Raw genomic sequence first — 26,986 nt, forward strand, 5'->3', positions numbered from 1 at the left:
ATCCGGAAGACCTTGTCACTTCACGCCGGCCACGGTCATTTCAGGAGATCCCGAATTCCTTGCCGATGAAGTCGAAGAGGTCGTCGTCCGTGGCGGACTCCAGCTCCTCCGCGACCCCGGCGCCGTCTTCCGGTCCTCGGTCGTCATTCCATTGCGCGAGCAGTGCCTGTAGCCGCGCGGTGATCCTGCTCCGGCCCTCGTCGTCCGGGGTGGCCCCGGACAGGGACTTCTCCAGCCCGTCCAGCTCCGCGAGCAGCGAGGTGACCGCCGTCGCGTCGTCCGGCAGGATCTCCCCGCGCAGGTACTCGACCAGTGCGTTCGGTGTGGGGTAGTCGAAGACCAGCGTCGCCGGGAGCCGGACTCCGGTGGTCGCGTTCAGGCGGTTGCGCAGCTCCACGGCGGTCAGCGAGTCGAAGCCGACCTCGCTGAACGAGCGGGCCGGGTCGACCGTCTCCGGGCCCGGGTAGCCGAGCACGGCCGCCACCTGGGTGCACACCAGCTCCAGCAGCACCTCTTCCCGCTCGGGCTCGGAGAGCCCGCCGAGCCGCTCCCGCAACGCCTCGGCACCGGCCGCGGCGGCCGCCGCGGACTCGGCGGCGCGGCGGGCGGGGGCCCGGACGAGACCGCGGAAGAGCGCGGGGAGCATGCCGCTTCCGGCCTGTGCCCTGAGGGCTGCCATGTCGAGCGGCAGCGGTACGAGGACGGCCTCGTCCGAGCCCTGCGCGGCGTCGAACAGCTCCAGGCCGGTCTCGGCGGTGAGCACGCCGATGCCGCCGCGTCGGATGCGGGCGATTTCCGCCTCGTCCAGCTCGCCGCCCATGCCTCCGGCCACGGACCACAGGCCCCAGGCGAGGGAAGTGGCGGGGAGGCCGCCCGCGCGGCGGTGCTGGGCGAGTGCGTCCAGGAAGGCGTTGGCCGCCGCGTAGTTGCCCTGGCCTGGGCCGCCGAAGACGCCTGCGGCCGAGCTGAACAGGATGAATGCGGACAGGTCCGCGCCCTGGGTCAGCTCGTGGAGGTTCCACGCCGCGTCGGCCTTCGGGCGGGCCACGGCGGCCATGCGCTCCGGGGTCAGCGAGGCGATCACGCCATCGTCCAGGACACCTGCCGTGTGGATGACGGCGGTGAGGGGGTGGGCGGTGGGGATGGACTCGATGACCTCCGCGAGGGCGGTGCGGTCGGCCGCGTCGCAGGCCGCCCATCGGGCTTCGGCGCCCAGCTCGGTGAGTTCGGTGGTGAGTTCGGCGGCGCCGGGGGCCTGCGCGCCGCGGCGGCTGAGCAGGACGAGGTGGCGTACGCCTTGCTCGGCCACCAAGTGCTTGGCGAACAGGGTGCCCAGGGTGCCGGTGGCGCCCGTGATCAGGACCGTGCCTTCGGGGTTCCACTCGGGGGCCTGGTTCTCCGTCGCCACGGTGGCCCGTGCCAGCCTTGGCGCCCGGATGGCGCCGTCGCGGATGGCTGTCTGTGGTTCGCCTGTGGACAGGGCGGCGGCCACGGTCTTCTGGGTCGTCTCGCCTTGGCCGTCTGTGTCCACCAGGACGATGCGGTCCGGGTTTTCCGCTTGTGCGGAGCGGACGAGGCCCCAGGCGGCGGCTTGGGCCGGGTCGGGCGCGGAGTCGTCCGGGGTGGTGCTTACGGCGCCGGTGGTGAGGATTACCAGGCGGGTGTCCGCGAAGCGGTCTTCGGCCAGGTAGGTCTGGAGAGTGGTGAGGGTCTGGGTGGTGGTGTGGTGTGCGGCTCGGGTGGGGCTTTCCCCAATCCCGCCCCTTCCCGAAACTTGGGGCTCCGCCCCAAGGCCCCGGTCCTCAAACGCCGGACGGGCTGGAAGTGCCGCATCCGGGCGCCCTTCGGGCGTGTCCTCAATCGCCGGACGGGCTTGAGTTGCCGCGCCCGGACGGGCTTGAGTGGGCAGCGACACCACTACGTACTCCGGCAGCTCTGCGCCGGAGTCGAGTGCCTCTGCCAGCGCCGCCAGGTCCTGGTAGCTCGTCAGACCCAGGGTGTTGGGGCCCACTGCCGCCCAGCGGTCGGGGGTTGCCTCCCCGGACGGCGACGCCGCTGCCGGCGCCCAGTCCAGGCGGAACAGGGAATCGGACGGGCCGCCCGGGCGGGACGCGCCCAACTGGTCCGGGGAGATCGTGCGGAGGGCCAGGGCCTCGACCGATGCCACCGGGGCGCCCGTCGTGTCGGCCAGTTCCAGGGTCACCGTGCCCGTGGCCGTGCCATCCAGCCGCACACGCAGGGCCGAGGCGCCCACCGCGTGCAGGGAGACGCCGGTCCAGGAGAAGGGCAGGCGGCCCTGGCCGGTGCCCTCCGCGGTCGACTGGAGGCCCAGGGCGTGCAGTGCGGCGTCCAGCAGCGCCGGGTGGAGCCCGAACGCGCTCGCGTCGGACTTGCGGTCCTCCGGCAGGCATACCTCGGCGAACACCTCGTCGCCGCGTCGCCAGGCGGCCGTCAGGCCCTGGAAGACCGGGCCGTAGGCGAAGCCCGCCTCGGCCAGGCCCTCGTAGAGGCCATCGGTGTCGATGCGCTCCGCCTCGGCGGGCGGCCATGCGGTGAGGTCGAACGAACCCTCCACCATGCCCGCCGCCAAGGCGCCCGTGGCGTGGCGCAGCCAGGGCTCGTCGGCCGGGGCGCCTTCGGTGCGGGAGTGCAGGGTCAGCGCGCGGCGGCCGGTGTCGTCGGGCGCGGCGAGCGCGAGCCGGAGCTGGACGGCGCCCTGGTCGGGCACGATCAGCGGGGCTTCCAGGGTCAGTTCGTCCAGGCGGTCGCAGCCCACGTGGTCCCCGGCGCGCAGCGCCAGCTCCACGAACGCGGTGCCGGGCAGCAGGACGGTGCCCATCACGGCGTGGTCGGCCAGCCAGGGCTGGGTCTGGAGGGAGAGCCGTCCGGTGAAGGCGATGCCGTCCGAGTCGGGCAGCTCCACGGCGGCGCCCAGCAGCGGGTGACCGGCCGCGTGCAGGCCGATCGCGGTGGCGTCGCCGCCGACCGGTCCGGCGTTCAGCCAGAACGAGCGGCGCTGGAAGGCGTACGTCGGCAGGTCGACCTGGCTCGGCCCGTACGGCGCGTACAGCGCGGTGAAGTCCACGGCGGCGCCCCGGACCTGGGCGGTGCCGACCGCCGTGAGCAGCGTCTCGGCCTCCGGCCGGCCGCCGCGCAGGGCGGTGGCGAAGGAACCGCCGTCCTCGGTGACGCAGTCCTGCGCCATCGCGGTCAGCACCCCGTCGGGGCCGAGTTCCAGGTAGGTGGTGACACCCTGGGTTTCCAGGGTGCGGACCCCGTCGAGGAAGCGGACGGCTTCCCGGACGTGGCGTACCCAGAAGTCCGGGCTGGTGATCTCCTCGGCGGCCACCACGCCACCGGTCAGGTTCGACACGATCGGGATCTTCGGGGCCTGGTACGCGAGCCCCTGCGCCACCTCGCGGAAGGCGTCCAGCATGCCGTCCATATGGGGCGAGTGGAAGGCGTGGCTGACGGTGAGGCGCTTGGTCTTGCGGCCCTCCGCCTCGAAGGACGCCGCGATCTCCAGTGCCGCGTCCTCGTCGCCCGCGACCACGACCGAGGTCGGGCCGTTGACGGCCGCGATGCTCACCCGCTTGCCGAGCTGCGGGGTCACCTCGTCCTCGGACGCCTGGACGGCGATCATCGCGCCACCGGCCGGAAGCCGCTGCATCAACCGCCCACGGGCGGCCACCAGCTTCGCCGCGTCCGCGAGCGAGAGCACACCGGCCACATGCGCGGCGGCCAGCTCGCCGATCGAGTGGCCGGAGAGGTAGTCCGGCTTCACTCCCCAGGTCTCGACCAGGCGGAACAGCGCCACCTCGACCGCGAACAGCGCGGGCTGGGTGAAGCCGGTCCGGTCCAGCTCCTCGGCGTCGTCGCCGAACAGCACCTCACGAAGCGGCCGCTCCAGATGTGCGTCCAGCGCGTCGCAGACCGCGTCGAGCGCCTCGGCGAACGCCGGGTAGGCGCCGTACAGCTCGCGGCCCATGCCGAGCCGCTGGCTGCCCTGGCCGGTGAACAGGACGGCGAGCTTGCCGCCCTCGGCCACCGTGCCCTCGGCCAGCCCGGTCGTGGTGCGGCCCTCGGCGAGGGCGTCGAGACCGGCCAGGAAGCCGTCCCGGCCCGCGGCGACGAGCATCGCCCGGTGCTCGAAGGACACCCGGGAGGTGGCCAGCGAGTGGCCGATGTCGGCGAGGGACAGCTCGGGGTGGTCGGCCAGATGGGCCCGGAGCCGGGCTCCCTGGGCGCGCAGCGCCTCGGGGGTCTTGGCGGACAACACCCACGGCAGAACGGACGGCTCCGCGGACGGCTCAACGGACGGCTGAGCGGCCGGAAGCGCGGGCGCCGCAGCCGGTTCGGGCTCCGGCATCTGCTCGATGATGGCGTGCGCGTTGGTGCCGCTCATGCCGAAGGAGGAGATACCGGCCCGGCGCGGACGCCCGGTCTCCGGCCACTCCCGCGCCTCGCTCAGCAGCGAGACCGCACCCGACTCCCAGTCCACATGCGGCGACGGCTCGTCGATGTGCAGCGACTTCGGCAGAACGCCGTGCCGCATCGCCAGCACCATCTTGATGATGCCCGCGACACCGGCGGCGGCCTGTGTGTGGCCGAAGTTGGACTTGATCGAGCCCAGCCACAGCGGCTGGTCCTCGCTCTTCTCCTTGCCGTACGTGGCCAGCAGCGCCTGCGCCTCGATCGGGTCACCCAGCGTCGTACCCGTGCCGTGCGCCTCGACCGCGTCCACATCAACAGCCGACAGACCGGCGTTCGCCAGCGCCTGCCGGATCACCCGCTGCTGCGACGGGCCGTTCGGCGCCGTCAGACCGTTGGACGCACCGTCCTGGTTGACCGCCGTGCCCCGCACGACCGCCAGCACCCGGTGACCGTTCTTCCGCGCGTCCGACAGCCGCTCCACCAGGAGCATGCCCACGCCCTCACCCCAGGCCGTGCCGTCGGCGGCGGCGGCGAACGGCTTGCAGCGGCCGTTCCTGGCCAGTCCGCGCTGGCGGCTGAACTCGGTGAACACATCGGGGGTGGTGATGATGGTGACACCGCCCGCGAGCGCCATCGTGCACTCGCCGTTGCGCAGCGCCTGCGCCGCCAGATGCAGCGCCACCAGCGACGACGAGCACGCCGTGTCGACCGTGACGGCCGGGCCCTCGAAGCCGAAGGTGTACGACACCCGGCCGGAGGCGATGCTGCTGGAGCCGCCGGTGCCGAGATAGCCCTCGACGCCCTCCGGGACGGTGTGCAGCCGCGACACATAGTCGTTGTGCATCTGGCCGACGAACACGCCGACCTGCTTGCCGCGCAGTGCGCCCGGGTCGAGGCCCGCCCGCTCGAAGGACTCCCAGGAGGTCTCCAGCAGCAGCCGCTGCTGGGGGTCCATGGCGAGCGCCTCACGCGGGTTGATGCCGAAGAAGGCCGGGTCGAAGTGGTGGGCGTCGTAGTAGAAGCCGCCCTCGCGGGCGTACGAGGTGCCGGGCCGGTCCGGGTCCGGGTCGTAGAACGCGTCGAGGTCCCAGCCGCGGTCCTCCGGGAGCCGGGCGATACCGTCCCGGCCCTCGGCCAGCAGCTCCCACAGGTCCTCGGGGGTGCGCACATCCCCGGGGAAGCGGCAGCTCATGGCGATGATCGCGATCGGGTCGTCCTCGTCGGCCACGCCACCCGCCGGGCCTTCCGCCCGTGCGGGGACGGCCGCCGCCGCCTCGGAGCCGAGCAGCTCCTCCAGCAGATATCCGGCGAGCGCGGTCGGCGTCGGGTAGTCGAAGACCAGCGTGGCGGGCAGCCGCAGCCCGGCGGCGCCGCCGAGGCGGTTGCGGAACTCCACCGCGGTCAGCGAGTCGAAGCCGAGGTCCTTGAAGGCCCGGCTCGCCTCGACCGCGTCGGGCGAGTCATGGCCGAGCACCACGGCCACCTGGGCGCGCACCAGGTCGAGCAGGGTCTGCTCGCGTTCGGCCGCGTCCAGCCGGACCAGCCGCTCCACCAGCGAGGAGCCGTCCTGGGCCGCGCCGGATTCGGCGGTGCGGCGGGTCGTACCGCCACGCACCAGACCGCGCAGCAGCGGCGGCACCATCTCGATGGGCGCGCCGGTGAGCGGCGCCAGGTCGAGCTGCATGGGCACCAGGAAGGCGTCGCCCACCTGCTGGGCGGCGTCGAACAGCGCCAGGCCCTCGGCGGAGGACAGCCCGAGCACACCGGAGCGGGTCATCCGGGACTTGTCGGTGGCCTCCAGCTCACCGGTCATCCCGCTGGCCTCGGCCCACAGGCCCCAGGCCAGCGAGGTGGCGGCGAGGCCCTGGGCCTGGCGGTGGCGGGCCAGGGCGTCCAGGAAGGAGTTGGCCGCCGCGTAGTTGGCCTGCCCGGGGCCGCCGAACGTACCGGCGGCGGAGGAGAACAGGACGAACGCGGCCAGGTCCTCGTCGCGGGTCAGCTCGTGCAGGTTCACGGCCGCGTCCACCTTGGGGCGCAGCACCTTCTCCAGCCGCTCCGGCGTCAGCGAGTCGATCACACCGTCGTCCAGCACACCGGCGGTGTGCACGACGGCGGTCAGCGGATGCCCGGCGGGGATGTCGGCCAGGACGGCGGCGAGCGCGTCCCGGTCGGCGGCGTCGCAGGCGGCGATGGTGACCTCGGCGCCCAACTCGCGCAGCTCGGCGGCGAGTTCGGCCGCGCCGGCGGCCTGTTCACCGCGCCGGCTGGTGAGCACCAGACGGCGGGCGCCGCGCTCGGTCACCGCGTGCCGGGCGACCAGGCCGCCCAGGGTGCCGGTGCCACCGGTGATCAGCACGGTGCCGTCCGGGTTCCACGGGGCCGGCACGGTGAGCACGACCTTGCCGATGTGGCGGGCCTGGCTGAGGTAGCGGAACGCGTCCGGGGCCTGCCGCAGATCCCATGCGGTGATCGGCAGCGCCCGCAGCGCGCCCCGCCGGAACAGCTCCAGCAGCTCGCACAGCATCTCCTGGATGCGGTCCAGGCCCGCCTCGGTCAGGTCGAACGCCTGGTAGGAGACGCCGGGGTAGGCGGCGGCGACCTCTTCCGGCGCCCGGACGTCGGTCTTGCCCATCTCGACGAACCGGCCGCCGCGCGGCAGCAGCCGCAGCGAGGCGTCCACGAATTCCCGGGCCAGCGAGTCCAGCACCACATCGACGCCGCGGCCGCCGCTGGCCTCGCGGAACTTCTCCTCGAAGGCCAGGTCGCGGGAGGAGGCGATCCGGTCGTCGGCCAGTCCCAGCGAGCGCAGCGTGTCCCATTTGCCCTGGCTGGCGGTGGCGTAGACGTCCACGCCCCAGTGGCGGGCCAACTGCACGGCGGCCATGCCCACACCACCGGCGGCGGCGTGCACCAGCAGCGACTCGCCGCCCTGGAGGTCGGCCAGGTCGCGCAGCGCGTAGTACGCCGTCATGAAGACGATCGGCACGGACGCGGCCTGGGCGAACGACCAGCCCTCCGGCATCGGCGCGATCATGCGGCGGTCCACGACCACCAGCGGTCCGAAGCCACCGGGCAGCATGCCCATCACCCGGTCGCCGGGCGCCAGATCGGTGACCCCGGGGCCGGTTTCGAGGACGACACCGGCGCCCTCGCTGCCCATCAGGCCCGCGTCGCCGGGGTACATGCCGAGCGCGTTGAGCACATCGCGGAAGTTCACACCGGCGGCCCGGACCGCGACCCGCACCTGCCCCGTCTCCAGCGGCGCGGCGGCCTCCGGGCTGGGCAGCAGGGTGAGGTTCTCCAGGGTGCCCTTGTCCTGGATGTCCAGGCGCCAGGCAGGCTCGCCGGGCGGCGGCACCATGGGCCCACTGGCGGCGGTGCGCGCCAGCCGGGGGGCGTGTACGGCGCCCCGGCGCAGCACGAACTGCGGCTCGCCGGAGGCGATCGCGGTGCCCAGCGCCTCGTAGGAGGCGTCGGTGCCGTCGAGGTCCACCAGCACCAGCCGGTCGGGGTTCTCCGACTGCGCCGAGCGCACCAGGCCCCACGCGGGGGCGTGGGCCAGGTCGTGGGTACCGGCGTCGCCCGCGATGGCCACCGCGCCCCGGGTGACCAGCACGAGCTGGGACGCCGCGAACCGGTCGTCGGCCAGCCACGCCCGTACGAGCGCCAGCGTCCGCTGGGTGGCGGTGTGGACGGCGGCGGTCACCTCGTCATCGGTGGCGCCGCGCGGGTCGAGGTAGGCCAGGACGTACTCGGGCGCGTCCCCGGCCGCGGCCAGCGCGTCCAGATCGGCGTGGACGGCCGCGCCCGACGTCAGCGCGGCGGGCGCGCCCTCGCCGAGCACCGTCCAGGCCGCGGTGGCCGCGCCTTCGGTGGCCAGTGGCACGGTGGCCCAGTCCAGCCGGTACAGCGACTCGTGGTACGCGGCGGACCGGCCGTCCGCGAGCTGTCCGGCGGACACCGGGCGCAGCGCCAACTGCTCGACGGAGGCCACCGGGGCACCGGTGCCGTCGGCCAGCTCCAGCGCCACCCCGTCGGCCCCGGCCGGGGTCAGCCGGACCCGGAGCGCGTCGGCGCCGACCGCGTGCAGCGACACCCCGCTCCAGGAGAACGGCAGCCGCCCCTGCTCATCGCCGTCGGGACGGGCGAACGTGCTGTGCAGCGCGGCGTCCAGCAGCGCCGGGTGCAGCCCGAACGCGGTGGCCTCGGACGTGCGGTCCTCCGGCAGCCGCACCTCGGCGAACACCTCGTCGCCGCGCAGCCAGGCCGCGCTCAGCCCCTGGAACATCGGCCCGTACGCGAAGCCGCCCTGCGCCAGGTGCTCGTAGAGCCCCTCGACCTCGGCGGGCTCGGCGCCCGGCGGCGGCCATGCGGTCAGGTCGAACGAGGGCCGCGGGCCACCGGCCACCAGCACACCGCTGGCATGGCGGATCCACGGCAGCTCGGCGGGCGCGTCCTGCCCCCGCGAGTACAGCTCCAGCGTGCGGTGCCCGGCCTGCTGCGGGGCGCCGACCAGGATCTGCAACTGGACCGCGCCACGCTCGGGCAGGACCAGCGGCGCCTCGATGGTCAGCTCGTCCAGCTTGTCGCAGCCCACCTGGTCACCGGCGCGGATGGCCAGCTCCACGAAGGCGGTGCCGGGCAGCAGCACGGTGCCCATGACGGCGTGGTCGGCCAGCCAGGGGTGGCTTTCGAGGGAGAGCCTGCCGGTGAACAGGAAGCCGTCGGAGTCCGCCAGCGGCACGGCCGCGCCCAGCAGCGGATGGTCGGCCCGGTCCAGGCCCGCCGACTCCACGTCGCCCACGAAGCCCGCGGGGGACGTCAGCCAGAAGCGGCGGTGCTGGAAGGCGTAGGTCGGCAGGTCGACGCGGTGGGCGCCGGTCCCGGCGAAGTACGCGGACCAGTCCGGCGTGACCCCGCGGACATGCAGGGCGGCCAGGGCGGTGGCGACGGTCTCGGCCTCGGGACGGCCGCCGCGCAGCGCGGCGGCGAAACCGGCCGCTTCGGCGTCGGCGAGGCAGTCCTGGCCCATGGCGGACAGCACACCGTCGGGGCCGAGTTCGAGATAGGTGGTGACGCCCTGGGCTTCCAACGTCCGTACACCGTCGAGGAAGCGGACGGCCTCGCGGACGTGGCGCACCCAGAAGCCGGGGCTGGTGATCTCCTCGGCGGGGACCGCGGTCCCGGTGAGGTTGGAGACGATCGGGATGCGCGGGGCCTCGTACGACAGACCCTCGGCCACCTCCCGGAACGCCTCCAGCATCTCGTCCATGCGCGGCGAGTGGAACGCGTGGCTGACGGTGAGCCGCTTGGTCTTACGGCCCCGCTCCTCGAAGGCCGCCGCGATCTCCAGCGCCGCGTCCTCGTCGCCCGCGACCACGACCGAGGTCGGGCCGTTGAGCGCGGCGATGCTGACCCGCTCGGTGAGCAGCGGCAGCACCTCGTCCTCGGACGCCTGGACGGCGATCATCGCGCCACCGGCCGGAAGCGCCTGCATCAGACGGCCACGGGCGGCCACCAGCCTGGCCGCGTCGGCGAGCGAGAGCACACCGGCCACATGGGCGGCGGCCAGCTCGCCGATGGAGTGGCCGGAGAGGAAGTCGGGCCGCAGGCCCCATGCCTCGGCCAGGTGGAACAGCGCGACCTCGATGGCGAACAGCGCGGGCTGGGTGAACCCGGTCTGATCCAGCTCCTCCGCGTCGTTCCCGAACATCACGGTCTTCAGCGGCCGTTCGAGATACGCGTCCAGCTCGTCGCAGACCGCGTCCAGCGCCTCGGCGAACACCGGATAGGCGTCGTACAGCTCACGGCCCATGCCGAGCCGCTGGCTGCCCTGCCCGGTGAACAGGAACGCCGTCTTGCCGTCCGCCACCGAGCCCTGGACCAGCCCCGAGGCCGACTCGCCACGCGCCAGCGCCGCCAGGCCCGAGACCAGCGCGGCGCGGTCACCGCCGACCACGACGGCGCGGTGGTCCAGCGCGGCACGGGTGGTCGCGAGCGAGTACGCCAGGTCGGTCGGCGACAGCTCCGGCCGCCGCTCCAGGTCGGCGAGCAGCCGCTCGGCCTGCGCCCGCAGCGCGTCGGCGCTCTTCCCGGACACGATCCAGGGCAGCACGGACGGCCGGGCGGCCGGAAGCGCGGACCCCTCGGCCGGTTCGGGCTCCGGCGCCTGCTCGATGATGGCGTGCGCGTTGGTGCCGCTGACGCCGAAGGAGGAGATACCGGCCCGGCGCGGACGCCCGGTCTCCGGCCACTCCCGCGCCTCGGTCAGCAGGGAGACCGCGCCCGCGGCCCAGTCCACATGCGGCGAGGGCTCGTCGATGTGCAGCGACTGGGGCAGTACGCCGTGGTCCATCGCCTGCACCATCTTGATGATGCCCGCGACACCGGCGGCGGCCTGTGTGTGGCCGAAGTTGGACTTGATCGAGCCCAGCCACAGCGGCTGGTCCTCGCTCTTCTCCTTGCCGTAGGTGGCCAGCAGCGCCTGCGCCTCGATCGGGTCGCCCAGCGTCGTACCGGTGCCATGGGCCTCGACCGCGTCCACCTCGGACGCGGACAGCCGTGCGTTGGCGAGAGCCTGCCGGATCACCCGCTGCTGGGAGGGGCCGTTCGGCGCCGTCAGACCGTTGGACGCACCGTCCTGGTTGACCGCCGTGCCCCGCACGACCGCCAGCACCCGGTGGCCGTTCTTCTTCGCGTCCGACAGCCGCTCCACCAGCAGCATGCCCACGCCCTCGGCCCAGCCGGTGCCGTCCGCGTCGCCCGAGAAGGACTTGCAGCGGCCGCTGGCCGACAGACCGCCCTGGCGGCTGAAGTCGATGAAGGTGTCCGGGGTGGACATGACGGTGACACCGCCCGCGAGCGCCATGGTGCACTCGCCGCTGCGCAGCGCCTGCGCGGCCAGATGCAGCGCCACCAGCGACGACGAGCACGCCGTGTCGATGGTGACCGCCGGGCCTTCGAGCCCGAAGGTGTAGGCCACCCGGCCGGAGGCGACACTGCCCGCCGTACCGGTGCCGAGGTAGCCCTCCAGGCCCTCCGGCAGGGCGGTCAGCCGGGAGAGGTAGTCGTGGTACATGACGCCCGCGAAGACGCCGGTCTTGCTGCCGCGCACGGTCGCCGGGTCGATCCCGGCCCGCTCGAACGCCTCCCAGGAGCTCTCCAGCAGCAGCCGCTGGTGCGGGTCCATGGCGAGGGCCTCGCGCGGGTTGATCCCGAAGAAATCGGGGTCGAACTCGCCCGCGTCGTAGAGGAATCCGCCCTCGATGGTGGCGCTGGTGCCGGTCTGCCCGGGGTCGTCGCCCAGCAGCCCGTCCAGTTGCCAGCCACGGTCGGTCGGGAAGCCGGAGATGGCGTCCACCGAGCCGGTGACCAGCTCCCACAGCTCCTCGGGGCTGGTGACCCCGCCCGGGTAGCGGCAGCTCATGCCGACGATGGCGATGGGCTCGTCGTCGGCGACGGCCACGGTGGCGGCGGGGGCGGAGGCAGCCTCGTCGGCCTGGTCACCCAGGATCTCGGTGCGCAGGAAGCCGGCGAGCGAGGTGGGCGTCGGGTAGTCGAAGACAAGGGTGGCCGGGAGCCGTACGCCCGTGACGGCGCCGAGACGGTTGCGCAGCTCGACCGCGGTGAGCGAGTCGAAGCCCAGCTCCTTGAACGCGCGCCCGGCGCCGACGGCTTCGGGGCCCGCGTAGCCGAGGACGGCCGCGACCTGACCGCAGACGATCTCCAGCAGCAGCCGGTCGCGCTCGGGGACGGACAGTCCCAGCAGCCGCTCCGCGAGCCCGCCGGGGGCCGCGCCGCCGCCCGACTCCACCACGCGGCGGCCGGGAGCCCGCACCAGACCGCGCAGCAGCGCGGGCACCATGCTGGCGTCGGCGTGCCGCAGCGGCGCCAGGTCCAGGTGCATGGGGACGAGCGTGGGGTCGCCCACGGCGAGGGCGGTGTCCAGGAGGGCGAGGCCCTCCTCGGAGGAGAGCGCGGCCACTCCGGCGCGGGTGATGCGCTGGATGTCGGTGTCGTCCAGGTCGCCGGTCATGCCGCTGCGCTCGGCCCACAGACCCCAGGCGAGGGCGGTGGCGGGCAGCCCCTGGGCGCGCCGCCGGTGGGCGAGGCCGTCCAGGAAGGCGTTGGCGGCCGCGTAGTTGGCCTGGCCGGGGCCGCCGAGGGTGCCGGCGGCGGCGGAGAACAGCACGAACGCGGACAGGTCGAGGTCGCGGGTCAGCTCGTGCAGGTGCCACGCGGCGTCGACCTTGGGCGGCAGGACGCGGTCGACGCGCTCGGCGGTCAGCGAGCCGATCACACCGTCGTCCAGCACGCCCGCCGTGTGCACCACGGCGGTCAGCGGATGCTGGGCCGGAATGGCGGCGAGCGTCGCGGCGAGCGCGTCGCGGTCGGCCACGTCGCAGGCGGTGAGGGTGACCTCGGCGCCCGACGCGCGCAGCTCGGCGACGAGTTCGGCGGCGCCCTGGGCGTCGGCCCCGCGCCTGCTGAGCAGCAGCAGGTGGCGCACGCCGTGCTCGGTGACCAGATGGCGGGCGACGAGCCCGCCGAGGGTGCCGGTGGCGCCGGTGACCAGGGCGGTGCCCTCGGGGTCGAGCGCGGGGGCGGTCTGCTCGGGGTCGGAGGCGACCTTGGCCAGCCGCGGGACGACCACGGTTCCGGCGCGGACCGCGAGCTGCGATTCGCCGGTGGCCAAGGCGGGGGCGAGCGCGCGGTACGAGGCGTCGCCGCCCTCGATGTCGACCAGGGTGAAGCGGTCCGGGTTCTCGGACTGCGCCGAGCGCAGCAGACCCCACAGCGGGGCGTGGACCAGGTCCTCGGTGTCCGCGTCGGCGGAGGTGGCGACGGCGCCACGGGTGGCGATGACCAGCCGGGAGCCCTCGAAGCGGGCGTCGGCGAGCCAGCTTTGGACCAGCTCCAGCGCGCGGTGCAGCGCCTCGCGTACGGCGGCCTCGACCGGAAGGTCCGTCCCGTCCGCGAAGAACGTCCCGTCCGCGAAGAACGGGGCGACGACGGCCTGCGGCAGCGGGGTCCCGGCGTCCACGGCCGCGCCGAGCGCGGCCAGGTCGGCGTAACCGGCGGCGGTGGGCAGGGCGGCGGCCAGCTCGGGGTGGTCGGCGCCCAGCAGCGCCCACTGCCCGGCCACGACGGTGGTGGCGGCGGGCACCGGGGCGGGGGTCCACTCGACGCGGAACAGCGCCTCGTGGAAGGCGGCGCGCGCGGCGTGCACCTGGTCGGGCGAGACGGGGCGCAGCAGCAGCGAGTCGACGGAGGCGACGGGTGCGCCGCTCTCGTCCGTGACCAGCACGGCCACGGCGTCCTGCCCGGCGGGCGAGAGCCGGACGCGGAGCGTGGCGGCGCCGACGGCGTGGAGCCGGACACCGCTCCAGGAGAAGGGGAGGCGGCCGTGTTCGGTGTCCTCCAGGAGGGAGCCGATGCCCACGGCGTGCAGGGCCGCGTCCAGCAGCGCGGGGTGCAGGCCGAACAGCTCGGCCTCGGCGCGGGCGCTCTCGGGCAGCCGCACCTCGGCGTACACCTGGTCCTCGTGCTGCCAGGCGCCCTGGAGGCCCTGGAAGACGGGGCCGTAGGCGAATCCGGTCTCGGCGAGCCACTCGTAGAGGCCGTCCACGGGGACCTCGGTGGCACCGGCCGGCGGCCAGGCGGCGAGGTCCTCGCCGGGGGTGGTGGCGCCGGTGCCGAGCACACCGGTGGCGTGGCGGGTCCACTCGCCCTCGCCCCAGGTGCCGTCGGCGGCGTCCTCCAGGCGCGAGTGCAGGGTCAGCGAGCGGCGGCCGGTCTCGTCCGGGGCGCCCACGGACACCTGGAGCTGGACGCCGCCCTGCGGGGGCAGCACCAGCGGGGCTTCGAGGGTCAGCTCCTCCAGGACGTCCGCGCCGACGTGGTCACCGGCGCGGATGGCCAACTCCACGAAGGCGGTGCCTGGCAGCAGCACGGTGTCCATGACGGCGTGGTCGGCCAGCCACGGGTGGGTCTGGAGGGACAGCCGGCCGGTGAAGAGGAATCCGGCGGCGTCGGCGAGCGACACGGCGGCGCCGAGCAGCGGATGGTCGGCCGAGCCGAGTCCGGCGGCGGTGACGTCGCCGGTCCAGGGGCCGGGCGGCTCGGGCCAGTACAGCTCGCGCTGGAAGGCGTAGGTGGGCAGTTCGACGCGGCGGGCGCCGGAGCCCTCGAAGACCGCGGCCCAGTCGACGGCCACGCCGTGGACATGGGCGCGGGCGAGCGCACCGGCCAGGGCGGTGGCCTCGGGGCGGTCGCCGCGCAGCATGGGGACGAACACGGCGCCCTCGGAGGTGACGCAGTCCTGCGCCATGGCGGAGAGCACCCCGTCGGGGCCCAGCTCCACATAGGCGCCGACGTCGTACTCCTCGAGCCGGCGGATGCCGTCGGTGAAGCGGACCGCCTCACGGACGTGCCGGACCCAGTAGTCGGGCGAGCAGATCTCGTCGGCGGAGACCGAGCCACCGGTCAGGTTGGAGATGATCGGGATGACCGGCGGGGCATAGGTCACCTGCCGGGCGACCTCCCGGAAGGCGTCCAGCATGCCGTCCATGCGCGGCGAGTGGAACGCGTGGCTGACGGTGAGCCGCTTGGTCTTACGGCCCCGCTCCTCGAAGGACGCGGCGATCGCGACGGCCGCGTCCTCGTCACCGGCGATGACGACCGAGGTGGGCCCGTTGAGCGCGGCGATGGACACCCGCTCGGTGAGCAGCGGCGCCACCTCGTCCTCGGCCGCCTGGATGGCGATCATCGCGCCACCGGCGGGCAGTTCCTCCATCAGCCGGCCACGGGCGGCCACCAGCTTCGAGGCGTCGGCAAGCGACAGCACGCCCGCCACATGGGCGGCGGCCAGTTCGCCGATGGAGTGGCCGACGAGGAAGTCGGGCCTCACACCCCAGGTTTCCAGCAGCCGGAACAGCGCCACTTCGAGGGCGAACAGCGCGGGCTGGGTGTAGCCGGTGCGGTCCAGCAGTCCGCTGTCGTCGCCGAACATCACCTCGCGCAGCGGCCGCTGGAGGTGCTGGTCGAGTTCGGCGCACACCTCGTCCAGGGCGCGGGCGAACGCCGGGACGGCCGCGTACAGCTCACGGCCCATTCCGGTGCGCTGGCTGCCCTGGCCGGTGAAGAGGAACGCGACCTTGCCCTCGCCGACCTCGCCGCGCACGACACCGCTCGCGGGGGCGTCCTCGGCCAGCTCGGCCAGTCCGCGCAGCAGTTCCTCGCGGCCGCCCTCGCCCGCGAGGACCACGGCCCGGTGGTCCAGCGCGGCGCGGGTGGTGGCCAGCGAGTGGGCCAGGTCGGCCAGGCCGAGGCCCGGCTCGTCGCGCAGACGGGCGGTGAGCCGCTCGGCCTGGGCACGCAGCGCCGCCGCGCTCTGCGCGGACACCAGCACCGGCACCAGACCGCCGACGCCGGTCCACTCCGAGGGCGTCGCGTCATCGCCGGGGGCCTCGCGGTCCTCGGCGGGCGCCTGCTCGATGACGGTGTGCGCGTTGGTGCCGCTCACACCGAAGGAGGAGATGCCCGCGCGGCGCGGCTGGCCGGTCTCCGGCCACGGGGTGTTCTCGGTGAGCAGGGAGACGGCACCGGCCGTCCAGTCCACGTCCCGGGAGGGCGCGTCGACATGCAGGGTCCTGGGCAGCACACCGTGCTCGATGGCCTTGACCATCTTGATGATGCCCGCGACACCGGCCGCGGCCTGGGTGTGGCCGAAGTTGGACTTGATCGAGCCGAGCCACAGCGGGCGGCCCTCGGCCCGGTTCTGCCCGTACGTGGCGAGCAGGGCCTGTGCCTCGATGGGGTCGCCGAGGCTGGTGCCGGTGCCGTGTGCCTCGACGGCGTCCACCTGGGCCGGGGTGAGCCGGGCGTCGGTGAGCGCCTGGCGGATGACGCGCTGCTGGGACGGGCCGTTGGGCGCCGTCAGACCGTTGGAGGCGCCGTCCTGGTTGATGGCCGAGCCACGGACGATCGCCAGCACCGGGTGGCCGTTCTTGCGGGCGTCCGACAGCCGCTCGACCAGCAGCATGCCGACGCCCTCGCCCCAGCCGGTGCCGTCCGCGCCGTCGGCGAACGCCTTGCAGCGGCCGTCGGGCGCCAGGCCCCGCTGGCGGCTGAAGTTGATGAACGCGCGCGGGCTGTTCATCACCGTGACACCACCGGTGAGCGCCAGCGAGCACTCGTCGTTGCGCAGTGCCTGGATGGCCAGGTGCAGCGCCACCAGCGACGCCGAGCAGGCGGTGTCGACGGTGAGCGCCGGGCCCTCAAGACCGAAGGTGTAGGAGATCCGGCCGGAGATGACGCTGGCCGCGTTGCCGGTGAGCAGATACTGCTCCACGCCCTGCGGCAGCGTGTGCATCAGCTCCGGGTAGTCCTGGCCGTTGGTGCCGACGAAGACACCGGCCTTGCTGCCGCGGAGCGTGGCCGGGTCGATCCCGGCCCGCTCGAACGCCTCCCAGGACGTCTCCAGCAGCAGCCGCTGCTGCGGGTCCATGCCGAGGGTCTCGCGCGGGCTGATCCCGAAGAACGCGGCGTCGAACTCGCCCGCGCCCTCCAGGAATCCGCCCTTGTCGGTGTAGCTGGTGCCCTGCTGGTCGGGATCGGCGTCGAAGAGCGCGTCGGTGTCCCAGCCGCGGTCCGTGGGGAAGTCCGCGATGGCGTCGCCGCCCGCGGCCACGAGCTCCCAAAGCTGCTCCGGAGACGTGACGCCTCCGGGGAACCGGCAGCTCATGCCGACGATCGCGATCGGCTCAGGCTCCTGCGACTCGACCTCGCGAAGACGCTGCCGCGTCTGGTGCAGATCGGCAGTTACCCGCTTGAGGTAGTCGAGGATCTTGTCCTGATCCGCCATTGGAGTCTCACCCATGCTTCTCGTCACAAACCTTGCGCCCGGGGACCTTCAGATCCTCAGATTCCGAGTTCCTTGTCGATGAAGGCGAAGACCTCGTCGGGCGTCGCCTCCTGCAACTTCTCCGTCACGGTCCCGCTCTCGCCGTCCGCCGCCTCGGCCTCGGCCGTACGGGGCTCCGCCCACTTCGCCGCGAGGTCCCGCAGCCGGGCCGCGATGTCGTCCCGTGCCTCGCTGGCGGGGTCCAGGACGGACAGCGCGGACTCCAGCGCGTCGAGCTCCGCGAGCCCGGGGGCGGCGGCCGTGCCGCCGTCGCCCACGATCCGGCCGCACAGGAACTCGGCGAGGACCGCCGGGGTCGGGTAGTCGAAGACCAGCGTGGCGGGCAGCTTCTGCCCGGTGGCGGCGGTCAGCCGGTTGCGCAGCTCCAGCGCGATGAGCGAGTCGAAGCCCAGCTCCTTGAACGCCCGCCCGGCGCCGACCTCGTCGGTCGAGGGGTGGCCGAGCGCGGCGGCCGCGTTGGTGCGCACGACCTCCAGGACGACCACGGACTGTTCGGCCCGGGAGATCCCGGCCAGCCGCTTGCGCAGCGCGTCCGCCGGGGATCCGTCCGAGGCCGTGCCGGGCTCACCGGCCGTGGCGCCGGTCTCCCGCAGCCGCCGGACCTCGGGCAGTTCGCCGATCAGCGGGCTCGGGCGGACCGCGGTGTAGCCGTAGGCGAAGCGGTCCCACTGGATGTCGGCGACGGCCACGACCGTGTCGGCGTGGTCCAGGGCCCGCTGGAGCGCGGTGATGGCCGCGTGCGGCGCCATCGCCGGGACACCGCCCCGGTCCAGCCGCTCGCCGATGGCCCCGTCGGCGGCAAGCCCCGTCTCGCCCCAGCGGCCCCAGGCCACCGAGGTGGCGGGCAGGCCCTGGGCGCGGCGCTGTTCGGCCAGCGCGTCGAGATAGGCGTTGGCCGCCGCGTAGTTGCCCTGTCCGGCGTCGCCGAGGGTGCCCGCGATACCGGAGAACAGCACGAACGCGGACAGCTCCAGATCGCGGGTCAGCTCGTGCAGATGGCGCGCCGCGTCGGCCTTGGGGCCGAGGACGGTGGCGAACCGCTCCGGGGTGAGCGCGTCCAGGACACCGTCGTCCAGGACACCCGCCGCGTGCATGACCGCGGTGAGCGGCTGGTCGGCCGGGATGGCGGCCAGCAGCGTCTCGACGGCCTTGCGGTCGGCCACATCACACGCGGCGACGGTCACCTTGGTGCCCAGCTCGGCCAGCTCGTCCCGCAGCTCGGCCGCGCCCGGGGCCTCCAGGCCACGGCGGCTGGTGAGCACCAGATGCTCGGCCCCGTTGCCGGCCAGCCAGCGCGCCACATGGGCACCCAGGGCGCCCGTACCGCCGGTGACCAGCGTCGTACCGGCGGGCTTCCACGTCCGTACGGCGGGGGCGCCGGCCAGCGGGGCGTGTGCGAGCCTGCGGGCGAACACCCCGGCCGCGCGCACCGCGAGCTGGTCCTCGCCCTCGGTCCCGGCGAGCACCCCGGCGAGCCGGGCCAGCGCCCGCTCGTCGGGCGATCCGGGCAGGTCGACCAGACCGCCCCAGCGCTCCGGGTACTCCAGCGCCGCGGTCCGGCCCAGGCCCCAGACGAGCGCCTGGTCGGGGGATTCGACGGTGTCCGTCTGCCCGACGGCGACCGCGCCCCGGGTGGCGCACCACAGCGGCGCGTCCACCCCGGCGTCGCCCAGCGCCTGGATCAGCACGGCGGTGCCGGTCAGCCCGGCGTCGACACCGTCGGTGCCGGGCGCGGTGCCCTGGTCGAAGGCGAGCAGCGACAGCACCCCCGAGACGGTCGCGGCGTCGGCCAGCTCCTCGCGCACCAGGCGGGTCAGCGAGGCGCGGTCCGACTCCACGGCGCTCGGGGTGATCTGCCGTACCTCGGCGCCGCGTTCGGTGAGCATCCGGACCGCGCCGAGCGTCCAGTCGTCGATGGCGGCGGACTCGGGCACGGCCAGCAGCCAGGTCCCGGACAACCGCGGGGCTTGGCGCTCGGTCAGGGAGGTCCAGGTCACGCGGTAGCGCCAGCCGTCCACCGTGGACTGCTCACGGGCCTGCTTGCGCCAGGTGGCCAGGGCGGGCAGGACGGCGCCGAGCGAGGACCGCTCACCGTCGTCCGCGAACGCGAGGGTGTCGGCCAGCGACGCCAGGTCCTCGCGCTCGACGGCCTCCCAGAAGCGGGCGTCGACGGCGTCGGACGGCGTGCCCGACTCGTCGGCCGGGGCGTCGGCCGGCTGCGGCCAGTAGCTCTGGTGCTGGAAGGCATACGTGGGCAGCTCGACGCGCTCCGCGCCGGTCCCCTCGTACACCGCCTCCCAGTCGACGGTGACGCCACGTGTCCACGCCTCGCCGACGGAGATCCAGAAGCGGTCCAGGCCGCCCTCGTCACGGCGCAGCGAACCGATCGCGGCAGCCTCACGGCCCGCGTCCTCGGCGGTCTCCTGCACACCCATCGTCAGCACGGGATGGGCGCTGGACTCGATGAAGGCACCGAAGCCCTCGTCCAGCAGCCGCCGGACCGCGCCCTCCAGCTCAACGGTGCGACGGAGGTTGGTGAACCAGTACTCCGCGTCCAGCTCCGGACCCTCGACCCACTCCCCCGTCACCGTCGACAGGAACGGCACCTCGGCGCTCTTCGGCTGTACGGGCGCCAGCAGCTCCAGCAACTCGTCACGGAGCAGCTCGACCTGCGCGGAGTGCGAGGCGTAGTCCACCGGCACCCGGCGCGCCCGCACCTCATCGGCCTCACACGACGCCAACAGCTCGTCCAGCGCGGTCGGCTCACCGGAGACGACCACCGACGACGGCCCGTTGACGGCCGCCACCGAGATGCGCTCCTCACCCCACGCCGCGATCCGCTCCCGGACCTCCGCCACCGGCAGCGCCACCGACACCATGCCGCCCTTGCCCGCCAGCACCCGGCCGATCGCCTGACTGCGCAGCGCCACCACACGCGCCGCGTCCTGAAGCGACAGAATCCCCGCCACACAGGCCGCCGCGATCTCACCCTGCGAGTGCCCGACGACGGCCGACGGCCGGACCCCCAGCGAACGCCACAGCTCCGCGAGCGAAACCATCACGGAGAACAACACCGGCTGAACAACGTCCACCCGCTCCAGTGACGGTGCGCCCTCCGCCTCGCGCAGCACATCCACCAACGACCAGTCGGTGAACTCTGCGAGCGCGGCGGCACACTCATCAATACGGGCAGCGAACACCGGTGAAGCATCCAACAGCTCCACGGCCATGCCTACCCATTGTGACCCCTGTCCTGGGAACACGAATGCGGCCTTGCCCCCGATTGAGGCCCCCTGCACCAGGTTGGGCAGGACCTGCCCCCTAGCGAGGGCGTCCAAACCACCGGCGAATTCGTCCCGGTCCGTACCCACCAGCACCGCGCGCTGCTCGAAGGCGGCACGGGTGGTGGCCAGCGAGTGGCCGATGTCCAGCGGGCGCGCGGCCGGGTCGGCGTCGAGGTGGGCCAGCAGCTTGGCGGCCTGGGCGCGCAGCGCCGCCTCGCTCCTGCCGGACACCGTCCACGGCAGCGCGCCGGGCCGCCGGGTCGCCGGCTCGGTCTCGTCCGGCTCCTCGGCCGGGGCCTGCTCGATGATGGCGTGCGCGTTGGTGCCGCTGAAGCCGAACGAGGACACCGCGGCCCGGCGCGGACGGCCGGTCTCCGGCCACTCGCGCGCCTCGGTCAGCAGCTCGACCTCGCCCGCCGACCAGTCCACATGCGGGGTGGGCTCGACGATGTGCAGCGACTCCGGCAGCACGCCGTGGCGCAGCGCGAGGACGAGCTTCATCACACCCGCCACACCGGCGGCCGCCTGGGCGTGGCCGATGTTGGACTTGATCGAGCCGAGCAGCAGGGGCTGCCCCTCGGGCCGCTCCTGGCCGTAGGTGGCCAGCAGCGCCTGCGCCTCGATCGGGTCACCCAGCGTGGTACCGGTGCCGTGTGCCTCGACCACGTCCACCTCGGCGGGGGACAGCCGGGCGTTGGCGAGGGCCTGCCGGATCACCCGCTGCTGGGACGGGCCGTTGGGCGCCGTCAGACCGTTGGACGCGCCGTCCTGGTTGATGGCCGAGCCCCGCACGACCGCCAGCACCGGGTGGCCGTTCTTCCGGGCGTCCGACAGCCGCTCGACCAGCAGCATGCCCACGCCCTCGGCCGGGCTGAAGCCGTCCGCGTCCGAGGAGAACGCCTTGCTGCGGCCGTCGGAGGACAGTCCGCGCTGGCGGCTGAACTCGATGAAGGTGCCCGGGGTGGCCATCACGGTCACCCCGCCCGCCAGGGCGATCGTGCACTCGCCCTGGCGCAGCGACTGGACGGCCAGGTGCAGTGCCACCAGCGACGCCGAGCACGCGGTGTCGACGGTGACCGCCGGGCCCTCCAGGCCGAAGGTGTACGAGAGGCGGCCGGAGACGACGCTCGCGGCGCTGCCGGTGGCCAGATGGCCCTCGTAGCCCTCGGTGTTGCTGCGCATGACGATGGAGTAGTCGGAGCCGTTGGTGCCGACGAAGACACCGGACGGGGTGCCGTGCAGCGTGGCCGGGTCGATGCCCGCCCGCTCGAACGCCTCCCAAGAGGTCTCCAGCAGCAGCCGCTGCTGCGGGTCCATCGCCATGGCCTCACGCGGCGAGATCCCGAAGAAGGTGGGGTCGAAGTCGGCGGCCCCGGTGAGGAATCCGCCCTCGCGGGTGTAGCTGGTGCCCTGTGCGTCCGGGTCCGGGTTGTACAGGGACTCGATGTCCCAGCCGCGGTCGCCCGGGAACTCCGACAGCGCGTCGCCGCCGGAGGTGAGCAACTGCCACAGCTCCTCCGGGGTGCGCACACCGCCCGGGAAGCGGCAGCTCATGGAGACGATGGCGATCGGCTCGTCGTCGGCGAGCGCCGCCGCGGTCGGCAGCGCGGCCACGGCCGCCTGCTGCCCGCCCGCGATCTCGGTGCGCAGATGGCGCGCGAGCACCGTGGGGGTGGGGTAGTCGAAGATCAGCGTCGGCGGCAGCTTCAGCCCGCTGGCGGCGCCGAGCCGGTTGCGCAGCTCGACGGCGGTCAGCGAGTCGAAGCCCAGCTCCTTGAAGGCCCGGCCCGCCTCGACGTCGTCCGCGCCCGCGTAGCCCAGGACGGCCGCGACGGCGGTGCGGACCAGCTCCAGCACCAGCCGCTCCTGCTCGGCCTCCGGCACCCCGGCGAGCTGCTGCGCCAGCGCCACCGCGCCCGCGCCGTCCGCCTCGGCGTCCCCGGCCATGTCCTGGATGACGTCCCGCGCCTCGGGCAGGTCGTGCAGCAGCGGACGGGAGCGGCCGGAGGTGAAGGCGAGAACGAAGCGCTTCCACTCCATGTCGACGACGGTCAGCACCGACTCGTCGCGGTCCAGCGCGTGCTGGAGCGCGGTGACGGCCGACCGCGGCGCCATCTCGATGACACCGTGGCGGCGCATCCGGTCACCGACACCGCCCTCGGCCATCCCGCCCTCGCCCCACGGGCCCCAGGCCAGCGAGGTGGCGGGCAGCCCCTGGGCGCGCCGGTGCTCGGCGAAGGCGTCGAGGAAGGCGTTGCCCGGGGCGTAGTTGCCCTGGCCGGGCGCGCCGAAGGTGGCCGCGAAGGACGAGAACAGCACGAACGCCGAGAGGTCCAGTTCCCGGGTCAGCTCGTGCAGATGGCGGGTGGCGTCGACCTTGACCTTCAGCACCCGGTCCACCTGGTCCGGGGTCAGGCTCTCGATCACCCCGTCGTCCAGCACGGCGGCCGTGTGGACGACGGCCGTCAGCGGGTGCTCGGCGGGGATGCCCGCGAGCAGCGCCTCGACCTGGGCACGGTCGGCCACATCGCATGCGGCGATGGTCACCTTCGCGCCCAGCTCGGTCAGTTCGGACCGCAGATCCGCCGCGCCCGGGGCCTCCAGGCCACGGCGGCTGGTGAGCACCAAATGCTCGGCCCCGTTGCCGGCCAGCCAGCGCGCCACATGGGCACCCAGCGCGCCCGTACCGCCGGTGACCAGCGTCGTACCGGCCGGTTCCCAGGTCCGTACGGCGGGCGTGGCGGCCAGCGGGGCGCGCACCAGACGGCGTACCAGCAGCCCGGTGGCGCGGATCGCGACCTGGTCCTCCTCCTCGGCCCCGGCGAGCACGGTCACCAGCCGGGCCAGCGCCTTCTCGTCGGGCGCCCCGGGCAGGTCGACCAGACCGCCCCAGCGCTCGCCGTGCTCCAGCGCGGCCACCCGGCCGAGCCCCCAGACCAGCGCCTGCTCGGGGGATTCGAGGGTGTCCGTACGGCCCACGGAGACGGCGCCACGGGTGGCGGACCACAGCGGCGCGCCGATCTCCGCGTCGCCCAGCGCCTGCACCAGCGCGAGCTGCGCCGCCGCTCCGGCGGGGACGGAGGGGTGGCGGGGGTGCGGGTGGCCGTCGAGGGCCAGCAGCGACAGCACTCCGGCGAACGGAATGCCGTCGGTTTCGGTGAGCGCGGCCCGCAGCCGCTCGATCAGCTCGTCCCGGCCGTCGGCGTCGGTGTCCACGGCGATCCGCCGTACGTCGGCACCGCGTTCGGCGAGCACCCCGGCCACCGCGTCGGACCAGGTGTCCTCGCCGGCCGGGGCGACGACGAGCCACGCGCCGGACAGCCGTGCCGGCTGCCCATCGGCGAGCGGCTTCCAGGTGACGCGGTAGCGCCAGCCGTCCACCGTGGACTGCTCACGGCTCTGCTTGCGCCAGGTCGCCAGGGCGGGCAGCAGCGCGCTGACCCGCTCATCGCCGTCGACGTCCAGCTCGGCGGCGAGCGCCTGCCAGTCCTCGCGCTCCACGGCCTCCCAGAAGCGGGCCTCTACGGGGTCGGCGGCGGTGGCGGCAGCGGCGGGGGTGCCCGCCTCGAGCCAGTAGTGCTGGTGCTGGAAGGCGTACGTGGGCAGCTCGACGCGCTCCGCGCCCGTACCGTCGAACACCGCCTGCCAGTCGACGCCGACGCCGCGCGTCCACGCCTCGCCGACGGAGATCCAGAAGCGGTCCAGGCCGCCCTCGTCACGGCGCAGCGAACCGATCGCGGCAGCCTCACGGCCCGCGTCCTCGGCGGTCTCCTGCACACCCATCGTCAGCACGGGATGGGCGCTGGACTCGATGAAGGCACCGAAGCCCTCGTCCAGCAGCCGCCGGACCGCGCCCTCCAGCTCAACGGTGCGACGGAGGTTGGTGAACCAGTACTCCGCGTCCAGCTCCGGACCCTCGACCCACTCCCCCGTCACCGTCGACAGGAACGGCACCTCGGCGCTCTTCGGCTGTACGGGCGCCAGCAGCTCCAGCAACTCGTCACGGAGCAGCTCGACCTGCGCGGAGTGCGAGGCGTAGTCCACCGGCACCCGGCGCGCCCGCACCTCATCGGCCTCACACGACGCCAACAGCTCGTCCAGCGCCTCGGGCTCACCCGAAACCACCGCCGAGGAGGGCCCGTTCACGGCGGCGACCGAGATGCGCTCCTCACCCCACGCCGCGATCCGCTCCCGGACCTCCGCCACCGGCAGCGCCACCGACACCATGCCGCCCTTGCCCGCCAGCACCCGGCCGATCGCCTGGCTCCGCAGCGCCACCACACGCGCCGCGTCCTGAAGCGACAGAATCCCCGCCACACAGGCCGCCGCGATCTCACCCTGCGAATGCCCGACCACGGCCGCCGGGACGACGCCCAGCGAACGCCACAGCTCGGCCAGGGACACCATCACCGCGAACAACACCGGCTGAACAACGTCCACCCGCTCCAGCGACGGCGCGCCCTCGGCGCCACGCAGCACCTCCACCAACGACCAGTCGGTGAACTCCGCCAGCGCCGCGGCACACTCCTCGATCCGCGCGGCGAACACCGGCGAGGCGTCCATCAGCCCCACCGCCATACCGGCCCACTGCGACCCCTGCCCCGGGAACACGAACGCCGTCCGGCCACCGACGACGGAGCCCTGTGCGACCCCCGCCGCCATTCCGCCCTCGGCCAGGGCGGCGAGCCCGGCCAGCAGGTCGGCACGGTCGTGGCCGCGCACCACGGCGCGGTGGTCGAGCTGGGCCCGGGTGGTGGTCAGCGAGAGGCCCACGTCGACCGGGCCAAGCCCGGGGTCGGCCTCGAGGTGCGCCAGCAGCCGCTGCGCCTGGTCGCGCAGCGCCGCCTCGCTCCTGCCGGACACCGCCCACGGCACCACGTCCAGCCGCTTGGCCGAAGGAGCCGGTCGCCCGGTGGCTTCCCCCGCCTCCTCGGTCTCCTCGGCGGGGGCCTGCTCCAGGATGGTGTGCGCGTTGGTGCCGCTGAAGCCGAAGGAGGACACGGCGGCCCGGCGCGGGTGGTCGGTCTCCGGCCAGGGGGTGGTCTCGGCGAGCAGCGACACCGCGCCCGCCGACCAGTCGACATGCGGGGTCGGCTCGTCGATGTGCAGGGTCCGGGGCAGGACGCCATGGCGGATGGCCATGACCATCTTGATGATTCCGGCGACACCGGCCGCGGCCTGGGTGTGCCCGATGTTGGACTTGATCGAGCCGAGCAGCAGCGGCTGGTCCTCGGTGTGCTCCTGGCCGTAGGTGGCGAGCAGCGCCTGCGCCTCGATCGGGTCGCCGAGCGTCGTACCGGTGCCGTGTGCTTCGACGGCGTCGACATCGGCGGCGGAGAGGCGGCCGTTGGTGAGCGCCTGGTGGATGACGCGCTGCTGGGACGGGCCGTTGGGCGCCGTGAGGCCGTTGGACGCGCCGTCCTGGTTGATGGCGCTTCCGCGCACGATCGCCAGCACCGGGTGGCCGTTCTTGCGCGCGTCCGACAGCCGCTCGACCAGCAGCATGCCCACACCCTCGCCCCAGCCGGTGCCGTCCGCGGCGGCGGCGAAGGGCTTGCAGCGGCCGTCGGCGGCGAGCCCGCGCTGCCGGCTGAACTCGGTGAACGTCGACGGGGTGGCCATCACCGTGACACCGCCCGCGAGCGCGAGCGAGCATTCACCGTTGCGCAGCGCCTGGACCGCCATGTGCAGGGTGACCAGCGACGACGAGCACGCCGTATCGACGGTGACCGCCGGGCCCTCCAGACCGAAGGTGTACGACACCCGGCCCGAGGCGATGGAGCCGGAGCTTCCGGTGCCGAGGAAGCCCTCGACGCCCTCGGGCACGGAGTCCAGCCGCGAGGTGTAGTCGTGGTACATCACGCCCGCGAAGACGCCGGTCCGGCTGCCGCGCAGCCCGGTCGGGTCGACCCCGGCCCGCTCGAACGCCTCCCAGGACGTCTCCAGCAGCAGCCGCTGCTGCGGGTCCATCGCCATGGCCTCACGCGGCGAGATCCCGAAGAGCGTGGGGTCGAAGCCGCCCGCGTCGTAGAGGAATCCGCCCTCGTTCACATAGCTGGCGCCCGCCTGGTCGGGGTCGGCGTCATAGAGCGACTCGATGTCCCAGCCGCGGTCCGTGGGGAAGCCGGAGATCGCGTCCTCACCGCCCAGGACGAGCCGCCACAGCTCCTCGGGGGTGCGCACACCGCCCGGGTAGCGGCAGCTCATCGCGACGATCGCGATCGGCTCCTGGTGCCGCTCCTCGACCTCGCGAAGCTGTCGGCGGGCCTGACGCAGGTCGGCGGTGGCCCGCTTGAGGTAATCCCGGAGCTTGTCCTCGTTATTCACCATTGCGTCGGCTCCT

At 74.0% G+C, this 26,986-nt stretch carries 2 protein-coding genes; both read right to left on the reverse strand.

Features of this window, described 5'->3' with window-relative positions; genetic code table 11:
• Nucleotides 1-40 precede the first annotated feature (40 nt).
• Entirely contained in the window at nt 41-17,299 is a 17,259-nt protein-coding gene (locus ACK1X7_RS18315; RefSeq protein ID WP_413116886.1) for an SDR family NAD(P)-dependent oxidoreductase, read from the reverse strand.
• A gap of 56 nt (nt 17,300-17,355) precedes the next feature.
• On the reverse strand, nt 17,356-26,970 hold the full coding sequence (locus ACK1X7_RS18320) for a type I polyketide synthase (RefSeq protein WP_413116887.1): 9,615 nt from the start codon (nt 26,968-26,970) through the stop codon (nt 17,356-17,358).
• Nucleotides 26,971-26,986 lie beyond the last annotated feature (16 nt).

Origin of the sequence: Streptomyces sp. CY-1, from assembly GCF_047218265.1 — a bacterium.
Lineage (GTDB): Bacteria > Actinomycetota > Actinomycetes > Streptomycetales > Streptomycetaceae > Streptomyces > Streptomyces niphimycinicus.